The sequence below is a fragment of the Clostridium tagluense genome, from assembly GCF_003865095.1.
Classification (GTDB): domain Bacteria; phylum Bacillota; class Clostridia; order Clostridiales; family Clostridiaceae; genus Clostridium_AD; species Clostridium_AD tagluense.
Genome location: NZ_BHYK01000006.1, coordinates 122,166 through 139,518, shown reverse-complemented (window position 1 = coordinate 139,518; position 17,353 = coordinate 122,166). Strand labels below are relative to the sequence as shown.

The following is a 17,353-nucleotide window of genomic DNA, read 5'->3' as shown; positions in this document are numbered from 1 at the left end:
TAAATGAGGTGATAAATGTGTCAAAACATCATAAGAGCCATACAAATAATATGAATAATGAAAATAACAATAACAATAACAATAACAATAATAACAATGACAGTAACGGCAGTAATAACAATTCTAACAGTAATCCATTAACACAAATGCTAAATGGAAATTCTGGGAATCCGATGATGGCATTATTATCTAGTTTGCTTTCTGGAAATAATGGTGGCGGTAATAATATGCTTGAAGGTTTACTTTCTGGTTTGGGTGGTCAAGATAATAATATGTTAACAAATTTGTTGGGTAATTTGGGGGGCCAAGATAACAATATATTAGCAAACCTGATGGGCAATTTAAATGGTCAAGGTAATAACATACTAGGCAACTTAGCGAATAATTTAAACCCGGGTAATACAAATTCAAATTCAAATGGAAAGTCAAAGTCAAATGCAAAGGCAACATCAACTGTTACAAAGAATAACAAAAACAATTCAAATGGAAATAATGATTCAATAAATTCTAATGTTGATGATAATGACAACACTTTAGCAGATATATTTTCAGGTATGGGAGGTATAGACTTAAGTCAAATCTCAGATATGCTAGCTGGAATAGATTTAAATAATCTAGATTTAAATAATCCAAATATTAGTGAGATGATAACTTCATTGACAAATAATAATACGTTTGTAAATAGTGAGCCTATTGAAAGTAATGATGTTGAATTTAAACATACTGACCCTAAAGCAAGAACACATAATATTGTGAAAAACTTAGAAGAGGAGGATTTGGGACAGTTAATATATATATTAGCTCATCTAGTAGATGACAGGAAACTTGAAATGCTAAATAAGATAGTAGGAGAAAATTCTAATTAAGGCTTACATTTAGATGTATTGCAATGATACTGTTTTTTATGAAAATCATCAAAAAAATAACAGAGCAAATATTCGTGCATATTCGGCCTGTTATTTTATTGTCTATCTTATAAATTATTATTTTCACTATTAGGATCTTCATAACCTATCATAGTGCATTTACCATCAAGAATTCCACCTTCAGATATCATAAGTTTTTTCACTGAAATATCTCCTTTGACCTTGCCACAACTTTCTATGGACAATGTGCTTTTACAACAGATATTTCCATTAATCATTCCGTTTATAGAGGCATTATCACACACTGTATTGCCTTTTATGTGGCCAGATTCTCCTAGTATTACATCATCTGCACAAAATATGTCTCCATCAATGGAACCGTCTATTTTTATTAATCCATTAACATTTAAAGAACCAATTATAAAGCATTGATCTCCAATTAAAGTTTCAATCCTATTTACATCTTTTTCCTTGTTATTAAACATATGAACACTCCTCCAATGTTAAATTAGTTTGTGTTTCTAAACAATAATAAATTTATAATTTTAAATATCATTTATAATGAATAAAACTATGCAAAAAGGTTAATATTATAAATGTAATCGGAGTTAAATCTCCATTAGCATAAAATTAATTATTTTATGCGGAACCCCCCCATCCCCTTTGGGACCGATAATACGGTCCCTTTTTAATCCGTAAATTATAACAATATTTTATATATTAACTATCTAATTTAAAATTTATGCTATTACTTAATACTTACAGAACTAATCTTAAAGGTAGAAGTAGTATCGCTTTTAGGTATAGGTTTAAGAATTAGTTCTATGGTATAGTTTTTTGTGTCCTTTGAATCCCTTTCAGTACTTCCTTTAAAGTTTAAGGTCCATAGAATTTTACTGGCATTGCCTTCTTTGTCCCAATTAGAATCTTTGAAAACAGCATCTTGGAAGTTGAAATATGTTTTTTTATTCCATAAATCGGTTAATAGTGATATATCATTACCATTTAAATCAGGTGAGAAAGGCCCTTTTGACATATTTAATTCTGATTGTGGAAAGCTTGTCATAAGATTTATGAAGCTTGTTATGGTGTTTTTACCCATATAATTATCATCATAGTTATAGCTAAAAGACTTTAGCCTGTTCTTAATAAAAATATAACTTGTAAAAGTCATTTTACCATCTTTAATATTTCCAGATAAAACTTTAGGCGTTTTATTATTTTTACTGTCTACAAAACCTAAAATATTATTGGTGCTGCAAAATATATCATCAAATTTTTCATTATTCCAAAGGAATACATGCTGAACAGCTTTATTGTTTATAGATGATGTATCCTGTAGAGAGGCTGTATTCTCTACAGAGGCTTGAGTAAATATTTCAGGTTTGTTCTTTGTAGATATGTCCATTAAGGTAAGTCGCATTGGCCACTCCTTATAATAATTTCCCACAGTATTAATTTTTTTAGAAGGTTCAAGGTAATAACTTTTATCTTGTGAATTTATTTGAATATAATATTTATCTGTTTCTGTTTCTGTTTTTATGTATAGAATATCCTTAGTGCCATCCCCTGTTAAATCAGCTTGCATCATTTTGCTTTCAGTAACAATATTAAATGTACTTAATGACTTGTTTCTAATTACTAAGAGAACTGTAAAAATTGTTGAAAAGACAATAAAGGCTAAAGCATAGTAAAGAAATTTCTTCTTAAAAAATAGTATGTGTAATTTCATATATTCCACCCCCTTTAAATTATATGTAACAATTATATATTTAATTAATTTATATAGAAAAAAAATTAAAAAATTCATATTTATTATTATTAAGAGGTGAACTTATGAAAAAATCATTTAAAATACTGAAAAATCTATTTAGTTTTTTTATAATTTTAATTATGTTATTTACACTCTCAGCCTGTAAATCTAATAAAAGTGAAAAACAAAAAAAAATAAATGTATTCCTGGATACAACTGATAAATATTCTTCTAATGTAATTAAATTTTTAATTGAGGATTTTAAAAGTGCCAATCCAGATGTTGAAATAAAACTAAATGATGTACTAGGTAATAAAAGTGATATCATGGAAAGCATTAATCTTGGTACAGAAATTGATGTGATTTTCACTAATAGGAATACCCTTATTGAGCTTAGCAAAAAGGGAGTAATTAGTGATATGAAAAGTGTTTATGAAAAAGAGGCTATCGGCGATAGATATTATGACATTGTAGGCTCTTATGGTAGAGTAGGGGATAAATATTATGGTATAGGAGTTGTACCATATTCTATTGAGTTATTATATAATAAAGTTAATCTAGAAAAATTAAAAATAGCTAACCCTAACAACTTAGAACAATGGTTAGATGTTTTGAAGCAAATTCATAACAAGGGAATAAAAACTCCAATAGCGTTAACTGAAGATGTAGATGCTAATGGACTTATGTTTTCTTTAATTGCTAGTAAAGTGGTAAATATTCATGAACTTGAAGAAAGCTATGATAGTGGTGAGGAGTCATATAAAAAAATTAAAACCATGCAGGAGACATTTAAGAAATTTAATTTATTAACAAAAGGCAGTGGAATTTCTAAAGAATCTTTTGAGTTAGGGAATGAACAAAGCATTATTAGTTTTAATAATGGTGATGCGGCTCTGCTTGCATGTATTTCTTACTATAATTCTAAACTTAATGGAACAAACATAGGTATAATAGGAGATTATGATAATAATTCAAATTATGGTTCTAATATGCCTATTATAATTAATTCATTAGTATGTATGCCTATAAATGCGAAAAATGGGGATAATGCCAATGCTTTTATCAAATATATTTATAGTGATGAGGTTCAAGCAAGAATTGTGCAAAAGGGAATTATAAGTGGAAACAAAATTGCAAATAACAAAATAACTGGTATAGGCAAAATAATGGTTGGACATATGTATAAAGCTAATGATAATAGTATTCTTGCATTATATAATTTACCTGATAAAATCAAAAGCAATGTATTGATAACTTTGAAAAGGATTTTAACTGGTGGTTATAATTCTAAAGAATGGGAAGAGTTATTAAAAGAATCTTATAAATGATTTATTAAATAAAAAAAAGAAGTATAATTTCTATACTTCTTTTTTTACTTAATAAATCATTTTTTGCAATCTTTACATAATCCGTAAAAATATATTTTGCTCGCTAAAATTTCGTAATTAGTATGCTGTTTAACATCTTCATTTACATTTGGAAAAGATATGCCTTCTATGTCATCAACTCTACCGCAACTTATGCATTGCACGTGAGGATGAGTAGCCATGTTTCCATCATACCTAAAGTTTCCTTCACCTACATTAAGTTCTATTATTAACTCAACCGCAACAAGAGTTTTTAATGCTTTGTAAATTGTAGCTAAACTCATAGTAGGGTAAGTTGGTTGTAGGGCCTTGTAAATAACTTCTGCTGAAGGATGCTCTTTTGTAGATTTTAAATATTTATAAACTGCAATACGTTGAGGTGTTAGCTTTAGCTTTTTCTCTCTAAAAATTGTTGTAATGTTCTCCATATACACCATCCTATAATCTAATTAATAGTTATAAAACTTATTATATAATAGAAACTATTACTTGTCAAAAGAAATAATTTACATATTACTTGTAAAAACAATAAAATTTATTTAACTTTTAATTCATTTATAGGATAAGCAACATATATTAGTAATATAGAGAGGAGGGCTGATATTTTGAAAAAAACCTATGTATTAGATACCAATGTTATTCTATACGCGCCAAGTGCTATATTATCTTTTGGAGATAACGATGTAATAATACCCGAAGTAGTTTTGGAGGAACTAGATAGTTTTAAAAAAGATAAAAGTGATTTAGGGGCCAATGCCAGATATGCAGCTAGGCTTATTGATAAACTGAGAAATGAGGGAAAACTAAACGAGGGTATTGAGCTTGAGAATGGTGGAAGACTTAGAGTAGAGATGAATCACTATGATACTAAAATTCCTGCTTCTTGGAATAAAGAAAAGGCTGACAATAGAATATTACAGGTATGCAAAGGTCTTAAAGAACAAGGAGAGGACGTATGGTTAATAACAAAAGATATATTTCTAAGAATAAAGGCAGATGCCGTAGATATTAATGTACAAGATTTCTATGAAAAATTTGTGCCAGAATATGATAATCAATATACAGGAAGATCAGAAGTATTTGTATCTTCAGAAAAACTTCAAGAGTTTTATAGCAAAAAAAGTTTAGCAGTTGCGGCTTTACTTAATTATGATGAGAATTTAGAAGAATATACCATACCAATTTTATATACAAATCAATTTTTAATAATTCATTCATTGGAAAACCCTAAACAAACTGCACTTGGTAGATATGATGGTAAAAATGTAGTGCCACTGTACAGTAAGGATAGTAAACCATTAGGAGTTGTACCAAGAAATGTTGGACAGCGGTTTATGTTAGAAGCACTAAGTGTTGATGCTATAAAAGCACCTTTAGTAATTGTTAAAGGACCTGCAGGAACAGCTAAAACACTATTTTCCCTGGCCGTAGGACTTCAAAAAATATTAAATGAGAATAGTGAGCATTACAGAAGAATTTTAGTTTGTAGACCCAATGTTACCATGGATGAGGAAATAGGCTTTTTACCTGGTACGGAGCAAGAAAAAATATCACCCTTTATGCGACCAATATTTGATAATTTAGAGATACTTGTGGATTCTGATGAAAAAGAACGCTATAAAAATGAAAAGGAATTATTAGATAAGATAAAAGACTTATTTGATAGGAGAATTATAACAACTGAAGCTGTTGCTTACCTTAGAGGAAGGTCTATAGTTAAAAATTGGGTAATAATAGATGAAGCCCAAAATTTATCGCCCAAACAAGTTAAAACAATAATAACTAGAGTTGGCGAGGGAACTAAACTGATTCTTATAGGTGACCCAGAACAAATCGATCATCCTTTTCTTGATTCAAGATCAAATGGTTTGTGCTATGCCTCTGAAAAAATGAAGGGTAGTGACTTGTGTTATCAGGTAACTTTAAAATATGATGAATGTGAGAGATCACCACTAGCCTACGAAGGCTCAAAAAAATTATAAATATGACAAGTTATAAAAGAGAGTATATATATACTCTCTTTTTGTATTAAATTATCAAATTAGGGGTGTAGTTCACAAAAATTACATTAAAATTGTATTTTAAAATACAAAGTTTTATTGTACAATAGGATAGTATCTAATAAGAAAAAGGATGGGAAGCATGAAAAAAAGAAAAAATGGTAAGAAGAAAAAAATAAGTACGAGCAAGCTGGTTATATTATTTATAGTATTTGAACTTATTTTCACAACTGCTACGGGTCCATATATGCTTTACTATGGTCCGTTTAAAAAAGCAAAGACAACAGTAGTAGGTGCAGCAATGACTACTCTCACATTACAGTGGCTAGCAAAAGCATTTTTATCTGATGCAAAAATAAATGAAATTATGAAGGGACAAACAGTAGCTGTTATAGCACAAGAAAAATCAGATGGCGTAAATGCTGGTGTAAAAGTAGAAAATAAAAATGATAATAACATTGAAAGATATGAAATAAAAGGAAATAAATACAAAGGATATGTATTAATAATTAAGGATCCTACTAGGATAAGAGTAGGATACAGTAGTAAACTACTTAATGAAGGTAATGTACCTAAAGAAGGTGAGCGTACTAGTGAAATTGCAAAAGCTAATAATGCAATTGCAGCAGTTAATGGTGGAGCCTTCGTAGACGAAGCGGCTGGAGCGCAATGGGCAGGAACGGGAGCAAAGCCAACGGGAATTATAATTACTGATGCAAAAGAAATTTTTAATGATATAAAAAATGAAAATGCTAAAACAGATGTTGTTGCAATAACTAAAGATGGAAAACTGTTAGTTGGTGGTCATAGCATTAAAGAAATGAAAGAACGTGGAGTAACAGAAGCGGTGTCTTTTGGACCAGCATTTATAGTTAATGGAAAGAAAACTATAACCAGTGATGATGATAATGATAATAATGGTGGGTCGGGTATAGCACCTAGAACAGCTATTGGACAAAGAAGTGACGGAGCAATAATATTATTAGTTATTGACGGTAGACAGCTAAAGAGTATGGGGGCTGATTATAAAGAGGTACAAGACGTATTGTATGAGTATGGAGCTGTTAATGCTAGTAACTTAGATGGAGGATCTTCTTCTACAATGTTTTATGATGATGAAGTTATAAGCAATCCTAGCGACAGCTATGGAGAAAGATCTATACCTTCAATTATTTATGTTGAGAGTAGATAATAAGGTTAAATCTCAGCATAGCATATTTTAAATTAAAGGAGAAATCATTATGACATGGAAGAAAAGAATAAGTATATGGATTGTAGTATCTCTATCTTTACAATGTTTAGTCTTATTTTATATAGATCATTATTTTTTAGCTACTAGTGATTCAAAAGTGGTTTCAAAAAAAATTATTGAAGATAAAAAAGAAGAAACAAAAAAAATCGATATTACGGTACCAGAAAGCGCAGAAAAAATATTAGCCTCCTATGATGCTAAATATTTATCCTATTATGAAGACGGGCAATTAAAAATTGTTAATTGTAAGGATGGAAAAGTTAAAGATATAGAGGCCAAAGAGGGAAGTGAAATTTGTTTTTATAAATGGCTTCCAGATAGAAATAGAATGTATTTAGTAGAGAAAAACAGTAATGATGAGTCTGGTAAATTAGTATTATATTCTTATGATTTATCAAAGGGTGAAAAATCAAAGGTTAAAGATTTAGCCTGGGTTAATGCAAAATCCGAAGTAAAAGATATTCAATTTTCAATTTTAACAGGATTTTTATACGTAAATGTTGCAAGTGAAGGTGAGAGAAGCAATATATATAGGATGAAAAGAATGGTTGGTGTAGTTACTGAAGAAAAGGTAACAAAAGTTGATACAATACCCAGTAAAGTAAGTAATATCGTATTAGCACGTCATGAAGATAATCTGATTTATGAAGGATCAGTTTATAATAAAATATATGCTGTAGGTCGTGAAGAACCTATAACTGTTGAAGGTGTAGACAAGCTTACGATAATTGGTATTGATAATAATGATAATGTGTATCTTGGAGAATTAAAGGATAAATTAGTAAGCAAAATTTATTATGGAAAAACAGCAGATAAGACTGGAGACTGGAAAACAATTGAGTTACAACAACCTTGTGAAAGAGATGATTTATTCGTTTCCGATGCTGGCAAGGTCTATCAGCATGATTCGCTGCAAGGTGTAGTAAAAGAAATTAATTCTGGATCTCAAACTAGTTATGAAGGGAAGTTTTTACAAATGTATGCTAAAGGGATAGTATCTTTAGTAGGTAATAAAATATCCTTTGTTCCTTTTAAATAGATAGGTACATTAAAATAAATAGTTAATAATAATTTTAAACTATGCCATTGGCATGGTTTTTTTATTTGCTAAAAAATTATAAAGTTTTTTAATATTATAAAAAAACTATTAATCGTTTACAAAAAGTTTTTTTAGTATTATAATATGTTTACTGACTTGTCCTAAAATTTTCATGTTAATGAATAATATAGATTAACATAGAAATTATAGGATAAAATTAGCATTTAATGAATGGAGGGGTTAATTTGTTTAATAATTTTAGGGGGAAGAAATTGACATCATGGTTATTAACATTAATGATGGTTTTTACTTTAGTTCAACCAGTTAATGTTTTTGGAGCAGAAAGCAAGGAAATAAATTTACAAATATTAGCGACTAGTGATATGCATGGTAGATTTTTACCCTACGACTACGCTATTAATGCACCAGACACATCGGGAAGTATGGCTCAACTTCAGACAATCGTCAAAGAATTGAAAAAAGCAAATCCAAATACTATCTTAGTAGATAACGGTGATAGTATTCAAGATAATTCATCATCATTATTTAATAATGATGCAATTCACCCAATGGTACTTGCAATGAATGAAATGGGATATGATACATGGTCTATGGGAAACCATGAATTTAATTATGGAATACCAACACTGCAAAAAATCTCATCTAAATTCACTGGAACAGTCCTTTGTGGTAATGTTTTTGATAAAGCTGGTAAATCTATAGGCAAGCCTTATAAAATTATAGAAAAAGATGGGGTTAAAATTGCTATTATTGGTATGGTAACTCCACATATAACAAAATGGGATGGACCTAATCTAGTAGGTTATACAGTAACAAATCCAGTTGTAGAAACTAGAAAAGCTGTTGATGAGCTTAAAGGCAAAGTTGATGTTATGATAGCAACTATGCACGCAGGTGAAAATGCAGAATATGGAAATGGTGATAGCGCTAGAGAACTTGCTAAAGCTTGCCCAGAATTAACTGCTATAGTAGCTGGACATGCTCACTCAACTATAGCTCAAGTTAAAGAAGGAAATGTTATTATTACTGAACCTAATAAAGGAGCATCTCAATTATCAAAAATTGATGTTAAGCTTACTAAAAATGCTGCTGGCAAGTATTCTGTGGTAGATGCTAAATCAGATTTAGTGTATGCAATGCCTAAAGGCGGAAAAGCAGTAATAGCAGATGCAGACCTTTCAGCTAAATTACAATCTTATAGTACAACAGCTATTGCAGATGCTAATGTTGTTATTGGAGAACTTAAAGGCGGAGATTTGGTTCCAGCCTCTGAAATTAAAGGTATTCCAACAGCACAAGTAAAAGATACTGCAATGATAGATTTAATTAATAAAGTTCAGATGTTTTATACAAAGGCAGATGTAGCAGCGGCTGCTAGTTTTAGCACTACTGCAAATATTAAAGAAGGAAAAATAATTAAAGCTGGTACAGCTTCAATTTATAAATTTGATAATACTTTAGTTACACTTAAAGTAACTGGAGCACAGTTAAAGAAATATATGGAGTGGTCAGCTAGTTATTACAATACTTTTAAATCAGGAGATTTAACAGTTTCATTTAATGAGAAAATAAGAGATTACAACTATGATATGTTCTCAGGCGTAAAATATGATGTGGATGTATCAAAGGAAGCAGGGAAAAGAATTGTTAATTTAACTAAAACGGATGGAACACAAATAAAAGACACAGATGTTTTAAAATTAGCAGTTAATAATTACAGAGCTAGCACAACTCTGCTTAATGGAGAATCAGGATTATTTAAGGGTGAAGGTGTAGAAATAGTATATGACTCCTTTAAAGCTATGGGAGACGACGGACGTATAAGAGATTTAATAAGAAAATATATTATTGAAGAAAAGAAGGGTGTTATAACTCCAGAATTAGATAATAACTGGAAAATAATCGGCAATGGAATGGATGCTACTAAAGCTACCTTCGCAGCTAAATTAATCAATAATGGTAAATTACAATTACCAACATCAGAAGATGGGAGAACTCCAAATGTTAAATCTGTTACTTATGATGATGCAATAGTAGCTAATGGAGTTAATATTGTTACATTTAATGATTTCCATGGTGCAGTAGCTGCAGACGGAAAGAATTCAGGTATAGCTAAATTTGCCGGAGAAATAAACAAAGTTAAAACACAAAATCCTAATACTATAGTAGTATCAGGTGGAGACAATTTTCAAGGAAGCGCAATGTCTAACTTAACTTATGGAGCGCCAGTAAATGAAATGATGAAATCAGTTGGAGTAGTTGCCTCAGCTGTAGGAAATCACGAATTTGATTGGGGTACTGATAGAATAGCTAAGTGGGCACAAGATGGCGGATACAAGTTCCTCGCTTCAAATATTTATGATAAAACTACAGGTAAGCCAGTAACTTGGGCTGAGCCATACATGATAGTTGAAAAAGGTGGAGTAAAAATAGGCCTTGTGGGAATTGCAACACCAGAAACAGAATTTAAAACGAAACCAGAAAATGTTAAAAATTTAGAATTTAAAGATCCCGCTACTTCAGCTAAAGAATGGGCTAAAGTTGCAAAAGATAAGGGAGCAGATGTAGTTATTGCATTAACTCATTTAGGAGCTTTCCAAGATAAAGATGGTAAAATTACTGGAGAAGCCACTGCACTTTGTGGACTTCCAAATATAGATGCAGTTATTTCAGCTCATACTCACCAACCTGTAAGTGGAATGGTTAATGGGATTCCTGTAGTTCAAGCTTATTATTCAGGAAGAACTTTGGGAAGATTAACAATTAAAATTGATGCCAGTGGTAAATTAGCAGGCATAGTACCTTCAATAGATAATTTATATAGCAGACCAACTACTTTAGTAGAAGATGCAACTGCAAAAGCAATTGCTGACAAATACACTAAAGATTTACAACCTATACTCGGTGAAGTTTTAGCAAAAACAGATAAAGAATTACCTCATGATAGATATGCCCAAGGAACATCACTACTAGGACAATGGACAACTGATGTTATGAGAAAAGTAACAGGTACACAAATTGGTATAACTAATGGTGGTGGCCTAAGAGTTCCAGTAGCTGCTGGAAATATTACAATGGGTAATATGTATGAAGTTATGCCATTTGACAATACATTAGTTAAAATGGAACTTAAGGGTTCTGATTTAAAGAGAGTAATTGAAAATGGAATAGATAATAAAGATATTGGTTGGGTTCAAGTAGGTGGAGTAAAAGTTTACTATAATGAAAAAGCTGAATTTGGTAAAAAAATTACAGCTATGTTTTTAGAAAATGGAACGCCAGTTGACATGAACAAAACTTATACAGTAGTAACTAACGACTTTATGTTCACAGGTGGAGACAAGTATGACTTCAAAGGTGCAATAAATGCCGTAGATACTATGACTCCAATAAGAGAAGCATTAGTAACTGAATTGAAAAAAGTTAAAGCTATATCAGTTAAAAACAATAATAATCTCGTTTCCGGTACTGCACCAGTGGTAACAAAACCGGTAGTGACAAAACCCGTGGTAACAAAACCAGCATTACCTATTAAGGGTAAATATGTTATAACTACAGCTAAAAGTGGATTGAATTTCAGAGTAGCAGCTTCAGCATCTTCAAAGAAACTTGGAGTACTTAAATATGGCACAGTAGTTCAGGTTGTTTCAGAAACTGCTATTTGGTATAAAATTAATTACAATGGCAAAGTAGGTTATATCTACAAATCTTACACAAAAGTAGCATCGGCTAAGCTTGTGACTGCGGCTTAAAAAAGAATTCTACAATAAAGTACCGTGTAGACCCTATAGCAATATATTGTCTATACGGTATTTTAATACTATATTTCGAATTAGATGTAGAAGATGATATAAAGTGTTATTTAAAAACTATATTTTGTAAAAAAAGATCTTATCTGTTGAAGATAGGGTCTTTTTATGTGGAATCTTAAATAGATCAGAAGAGTATACTCACTATTTTTTGAAGATGCCTTATATAAAAATATAAGCTTATTCATAAGAAATCCAGTTGTAGAAATATATTCTTTTGTTTTAGAAATAATACATTCAAAATAACAATAAACTTTGCTATAATAGATATATTAGACATCTGAAAAAAATATAAGTTAAAGATGCCCTACATTGTAAGTAACAATTAGCAGTTGATATCTAACCTGTAGGAATATTAGGAGGTATAAATTTGGATACATCAGAAATATTATCTAAGATTTTAATGATACCAGCAATTTTAATAGCATTTACTTTTCACGAGTATGCACATGCTATCACAGCAGATAGGTTAGGAGATAAAACTCCCAGATTTCAAGGAAGACTTACGCTAAGTCCAACTGCTCACATAGACCCAATGGGATTTATTTTAATTTTACTAGTAGGATTTGGGTGGGCAAAACCAGTTGAGACAAATCCTAGTGCCTATAAAAACTATTATAAGGACGATTTGAAAGTTTCTGTGGCAGGGCCAGTTGCTAATTTGATTCTAGGTTTTGTATTTGCAATTTTCACTGTATTATTTGCAAAGTTTTCACCAATTAATGGTGCCCTAGGTAAAATTATTTTTGATATACTAAAAATTACTGGAGGTCTAAATTGTGTGTTGTTTTTTCTTAACTTAGTGCCAATACCAGGTTTTGATGGATTTCATATAGTTAGAGATTTATTTCCAAAGTTTTTTTACAATTTATCAGATTCAGTTACTAGGTATCAATTTCCGATATTTATTATATTAATGTTGCCACTATTTGGTGGGCAATCAGTCTTCTATTATCTTGTGCAAGTACCGGGGTCCTTATTATTTTATTTTTTCACAAATATTGTAGGGATGTTTTAATAACATTCAGAAGGTGATGATTTAAGTGGAAGGATGGATTATTCTTTATGAATTTTCTATTTTGATTTATTGTATAAGCAATTACGTACAAAGTGGAATGAAAAATTCCACTTTTGCTATATCCATTATTTTATCTTATATATGTATTAAGATTTGTTATTATATATTTAGCAGGTCTAAACACAAGAATATCATATTGATAGTGACTTTAATGCTAATATTGTTCCAATGTACTTATGTTTATAATTTAATAATATTACTCTTACCTATTAACATTTATATGTTAATAGGTAAGAGTGACCAGCATAAGTGGATAAATGCATTAGCTATTATCATTAGTGTACATTTTATAAAACATGATATTTTACAAGAATATATATTGGCTGCCATATTAGGTTATCTAGTATATACTTTGGTGAATAGTAGCTTTAGTAAAATTCAAAGGCTTATAGAAGAAAATGAAAGCTTAAAGAATAAAAATACTATACTTTCTAATAAACTAAATAAAGATCTGCAGTTCCATAAGCAATTTAAATATATGTCAAGGCTTGAAGAAAGGAATAAAATAGCCCAGGAAATACATGATAAAATTGGACATACATTGTCTGGAGGCATTATGCAACTAGAGGCAGCTAAGCTTTTGCTCGAAATTGATATACCTAAATCAAAATCAATGATCCAAAATACTATTAATGTACTACGTGAAGGCCTGGACAATATAAGAATTACTTTGAAAAATATTAAACCACCCTCAGAACAATTAGGCATAAACAAGCTTAAACTATTAATCCAGGAATTTAGTTTTAATAGTGGTATAAAGTCTAATTTTCTTTACAATGGAAACATAAATAAAATAACTCCAAGGCAGTGGAAGCTAATATACGACAATATAAACGAAGCCTTAACTAATACAATGAAATACTCCAAAGCTTCCAAGGTAAATGTTAATATTGAAATCCACAATAAAATTATAAAATTAGAAGTTAAGGACGATGGAATAGGCTCTAATACTGTTATTAAAGGTCTAGGTATTGCTGGCATGGAGGATCGTGTAGGCAATGAAGGTGGACAGGTAATTGTAGATGGAACGCAAGGCTTTTCCGTTATTTCAATTATTCCATTAGGCCAAGTGAGAAAAGCCGGGGACAGTTAACAACTAATGAATGTTTAGAAGGGTGAAAAGGTGGGGGACAGTTAAGAACTAATGCACATTTATTAATTAGGAAGAAGGAATAAAAAATAAATAAGGGGTTAGGGGTATGGCAATTAAAGTTTTGATAGCTGATGATGATATACTTATAAGAGAAGGACTTAAGATTATACTTGGATTGGATAGTGAATTTGAAGTGGTCGGTTGCGTCTCAAATGGATTAGAAGCCCTAGAGATGTGTATTGAGGAAACTGTAGATGTAGCATTATTGGATGTTAGGATGCCAGTTATGAATGGGGTACAAGCAGTACGGGAAATAGCAATGAAAACCACAACTAAAACCTTAATTTTAACTACATTTGATGAGGATGAATATATATTTGAGGCTTTAAAAAATGGAGCGAGAGGATATCTTTTGAAAAATAATTCCCCAGATAAAATAAAAGATGCTATTAAGACTGTTTTTGGGGGCAATATTGTTATGCAAGATGTAATATTAGATAAGGTTACACAAGGATTTAAAACCTCTAGGCAAGATAAAGTTCCAAAGGGAGATACCTTTACCGAAAGAGAAATAGATGTAGTAAAAGCTATTTCAGAAGGTCTTTCTAATAAGGAAATCTCTAATAAACTCTATATATCAGAGGGGACAGTTAAAAACTATATCACTTCTATTTTGAATAAGACTGGTTTGAAACATAGAACACAAATTGCGATATATTATCTACAAGGAGAAATATAATATAAGGCACATGAAAGTAAATAACAAGTCAGAAGACTAGTCTATTTATTTTCATGTGCCTTATGTGACTTTAGTCATATAGAAAAGGTGACTTTCACTACTTATTAGAAAGTCATTTTTTTTATATAATAGAAATATAAGTTACATGAAATAGACGAGCATATTGACTTATTATTTAAATGTACTTAAACAACAAAAATTATAAAGAGGGGTTATATATGAAGATAGTTAAAATTGAAGGATTAACCAAAAAATTCAAAGATGTAATAGCAGTAGATAATGCAAGCTTATCTATAGAAGAAGGTGAAATTTATGGGCTACTCGGGCCTAATGGAGCAGGTAAGAGTACTATTATAAATATATTATGTGGATTACTTACAATGGATAAAGGTAAAATTGAAATTTTAGGTAAAGGCATTGAAAGCAGTAGCACGTATATTAAGCAAAATATTGGTGTGGTACCTCAAGAAATCGCTATTTATGAAGATTTAACAGCCTATGAAAATGTTAAGTTTTTTGCTAGTCTTTATGGATTAAAAGGGTCTGAGCTTAAAGAAAAAGTAGAAGAGGCACTAGAGTTTGTTGGACTTTTAGATAAGAAAAAACAGTATCCAAAAAGTTTTTCAGGTGGAATGAAAAGACGATTAAATATTGCATGCTCTATAGCTCATAGACCTAAGCTAATTATAATGGACGAACCAACAGTAGGAATTGATCCTCAATCAAGAAATCATATATTACAATCTGTAAAAAAATTAAACTTATTGGGATGTACTATAATTTACACTACTCACTATATGGAAGAGGTAGAGGCTATATGTGGGAATATAGCTATAATGGACCATGGAAAAGTAATTGCACAAGGAACTGTGGAAGAGTTAAAGTCTATAGTTACAGATGTAAATTATGTTGAGATTACTGTAGAAGATGTAGAAGTGCTTAATATAGAGCAAGTTAAGGCAATACCTGGAGTTGTGCAAATAGAAGTCCAGGATGAGAAAATTAAAATAGAAAGCAAAAAAGATGTTACTAATTTAGATAAGATAATATTATATTTCACCAGCAATAATATTTCTATTAAGAATATAGAAAGTAAAAATCCAGATTTAGAGTCAGTATTCCTTACTCTAACGGGAAGAAAACTTAGAGATTAGGCATAACTGTTAATAAAAATTATGCACTTATAAGGAATACAAGGAGGATAGGAATGAGGATTTTTAATATAGTATTGAAGGAAATAAAGCATAATATAAGAAATAAGCAAATAATGGGTATAATGATAGCATTTCCTATAGTTCTTATGTGGATTTTAGGAACTGCTTTCTCTGGTGGTATGGAGGGAAGTTCATTAATGTTTGATAATCCAAAGATAGTTTACTCTATTGAGGGTCAAGGCCAAAGGGCGCAGGCTTTTGAAGAGTTTATAAAAAAAATAGAAAAACTTGGAATAAAACCTACGAAAATACAAGAATATGATAGTGGGATTAATAGTGTTAAGGAAACACAATATGCCTGCTATATAGATTTTAATGATAGTGAAAATAAAATAAAGCTTTTTAAAAACGAAAGATATAACGTTGAAGCTGCATTTGTAGAAGGCATTTTCCAAGCTTTTGTACAAAAATATAATGTTATATCAGAAATAGCAAAGGTTAATCCGAAGGCTGTAAAGGAAGTTTTAAAAGAAGATTCTAAAAAGTATGTAGAGGTAAAATCCATTGATAAAAAAAAGCGGCCAAGAGCAATTGATTATTATGGAGTAACAATGACAACCTTAATTATAATGTATGGTGCTATGTCAGGGGCTTATGGCATCAGGGGAGAAAAAACAAGAAAGACAGGGAATAGAATATTAACTTCTCCTATAAAAAAATATGAATATTTTATAGGAAAGAATATTGGATCTTTTGTAAGTCTATTATTTCAATTATTAATAGTGATAATTTTTAGTAGATATGTTTTAAAAGTAGATTGGGGAAATAATCCAGGAATAATATTTTTAATAATGGCATCAGAAGCCTTTATGTCAATAGCCTTAGGAATAGGAGCTGCTTTTATCTTTAATTCTGAAGCAGCAATGTCAGGAGTATTAAATATAATGGTACCTGTCATGATTTTTCTTGGCGGCGGATATGTTCCATTAGAACAGTTTAATAGTGAACTTCTATTTAATATAGCAAAATTTTCTCCAGTAAGATGGTCAAATGACACTATTTTTAAAGTAATATACGGTGGGAATTTTAGTCAGGTATTTGGTACCATTGCTATTAATTTAATAGCAGCTACAGTATTTTTAACTATATCTACCTTGATATTTAGAAAGGAGAGGGCATAAC

At 30.5% G+C, this 17,353-nt stretch carries 14 protein-coding genes; 11 read left to right on the top strand and 3 right to left on the bottom strand.

The features are described 5' to 3' along the window. The first annotated feature begins 17 nt into the window (after positions 1-17). A complete protein-coding gene (locus Ctaglu_RS07255; RefSeq protein WP_124999567.1) occupies positions 18-866 on the top strand; it encodes a hypothetical protein in 849 nt (282 codons plus the stop codon). 107 nt (positions 867-973) lie between these two features. Here the strand turns inward: Ctaglu_RS07255 and Ctaglu_RS07250 are convergent, their stop codons facing one another. Continuing rightward, positions 974-1,351: a bactofilin family protein gene (locus Ctaglu_RS07250; protein ID WP_124999565.1), complete on the bottom strand. Its 378-nt coding sequence runs from the start codon at positions 1,349-1,351 to the stop codon at positions 974-976. Positions 1,352-1,614: 263 nt separating this feature from the next. Next, positions 1,615-2,598 (bottom strand): VCBS repeat-containing protein, encoded by a 984-nt coding sequence (locus tag Ctaglu_RS07245; RefSeq protein ID WP_124999563.1) that lies wholly within the window; start codon positions 2,596-2,598, stop codon positions 1,615-1,617. Between the two features lie 104 nt (positions 2,599-2,702). Here Ctaglu_RS07245 and Ctaglu_RS07240 point away from each other — a divergent pair, with 104 nt between their 5' ends. Next, positions 2,703-3,947 carry an ABC transporter substrate-binding protein gene (locus tag Ctaglu_RS07240; protein ID WP_124999561.1) on the top strand — a complete coding sequence of 415 codons (1,245 nt, stop codon included), beginning with the start codon at positions 2,703-2,705 and terminating at the stop codon, positions 3,945-3,947. Between the two features lie 56 nt (positions 3,948-4,003). Here Ctaglu_RS07240 and perR read toward each other — a convergent pair whose 3' ends face one another. Beyond that, on the bottom strand, positions 4,004-4,414 hold the full coding sequence (gene perR / locus Ctaglu_RS07235; protein ID WP_124999559.1) for a transcriptional regulator PerR: 411 nt from the start codon (positions 4,412-4,414) through the stop codon (positions 4,004-4,006). 177 nt (positions 4,415-4,591) lie between these two features. On the opposite strand from perR, the gene Ctaglu_RS07230 reads away from it, so the two are divergent. From Ctaglu_RS07230 to sagH, 9 genes are all read left to right on the top strand, one after another. Then, positions 4,592-5,968, top strand: a complete 1,377-nt coding sequence (locus Ctaglu_RS07230; protein ID WP_124999557.1) for a PhoH family protein — start codon at positions 4,592-4,594, stop codon at positions 5,966-5,968. Positions 5,969-6,128: 160 nt separating this feature from the next. Continuing rightward, positions 6,129-7,178: a phosphodiester glycosidase family protein gene (locus Ctaglu_RS07225; RefSeq protein ID WP_185732616.1), complete on the top strand. Its 1,050-nt coding sequence runs from the start codon at positions 6,129-6,131 to the stop codon at positions 7,176-7,178. A gap of 49 nt (positions 7,179-7,227) precedes the next feature. After that, the gene (locus Ctaglu_RS07220) at positions 7,228-8,277 is read left to right on the top strand and encodes a hypothetical protein (protein WP_124999552.1); all 1,050 of its coding nucleotides are present in this window, start codon (positions 7,228-7,230) and stop codon (positions 8,275-8,277) included. 245 nt (positions 8,278-8,522) lie between these two features. Next, on the top strand, positions 8,523-12,050 hold the full coding sequence (locus tag Ctaglu_RS07215) for a 5'-nucleotidase C-terminal domain-containing protein (RefSeq protein WP_207669452.1): 3,528 nt from the start codon (positions 8,523-8,525) through the stop codon (positions 12,048-12,050). 460 nt (positions 12,051-12,510) lie between these two features. Then, positions 12,511-13,125 (top strand): site-2 protease family protein, encoded by a 615-nt coding sequence (locus Ctaglu_RS07210; protein WP_124999690.1) that lies wholly within the window; start codon positions 12,511-12,513, stop codon positions 13,123-13,125. 25 nt (positions 13,126-13,150) lie between these two features. After that, a complete protein-coding gene (locus tag Ctaglu_RS07205; RefSeq protein ID WP_124999548.1) occupies positions 13,151-14,278 on the top strand; it encodes a sensor histidine kinase in 1,128 nt (375 codons plus the stop codon). A gap of 106 nt (positions 14,279-14,384) precedes the next feature. Beyond that, positions 14,385-15,017 (top strand): response regulator, encoded by a 633-nt coding sequence (locus tag Ctaglu_RS07200; protein ID WP_124999546.1) that lies wholly within the window; start codon positions 14,385-14,387, stop codon positions 15,015-15,017. Positions 15,018-15,235: 218 nt separating this feature from the next. Further along, positions 15,236-16,171 (top strand): ABC transporter ATP-binding protein, encoded by a 936-nt coding sequence (locus Ctaglu_RS07195; protein ID WP_124999544.1) that lies wholly within the window; start codon positions 15,236-15,238, stop codon positions 16,169-16,171. A gap of 53 nt (positions 16,172-16,224) precedes the next feature. Beyond that, positions 16,225-17,352 (top strand): SagH family ABC transporter permease subunit, encoded by a 1,128-nt coding sequence (gene sagH / locus Ctaglu_RS07190; protein WP_124999542.1) that lies wholly within the window; start codon positions 16,225-16,227, stop codon positions 17,350-17,352. Position 17,353 lies beyond the last annotated feature (1 nt).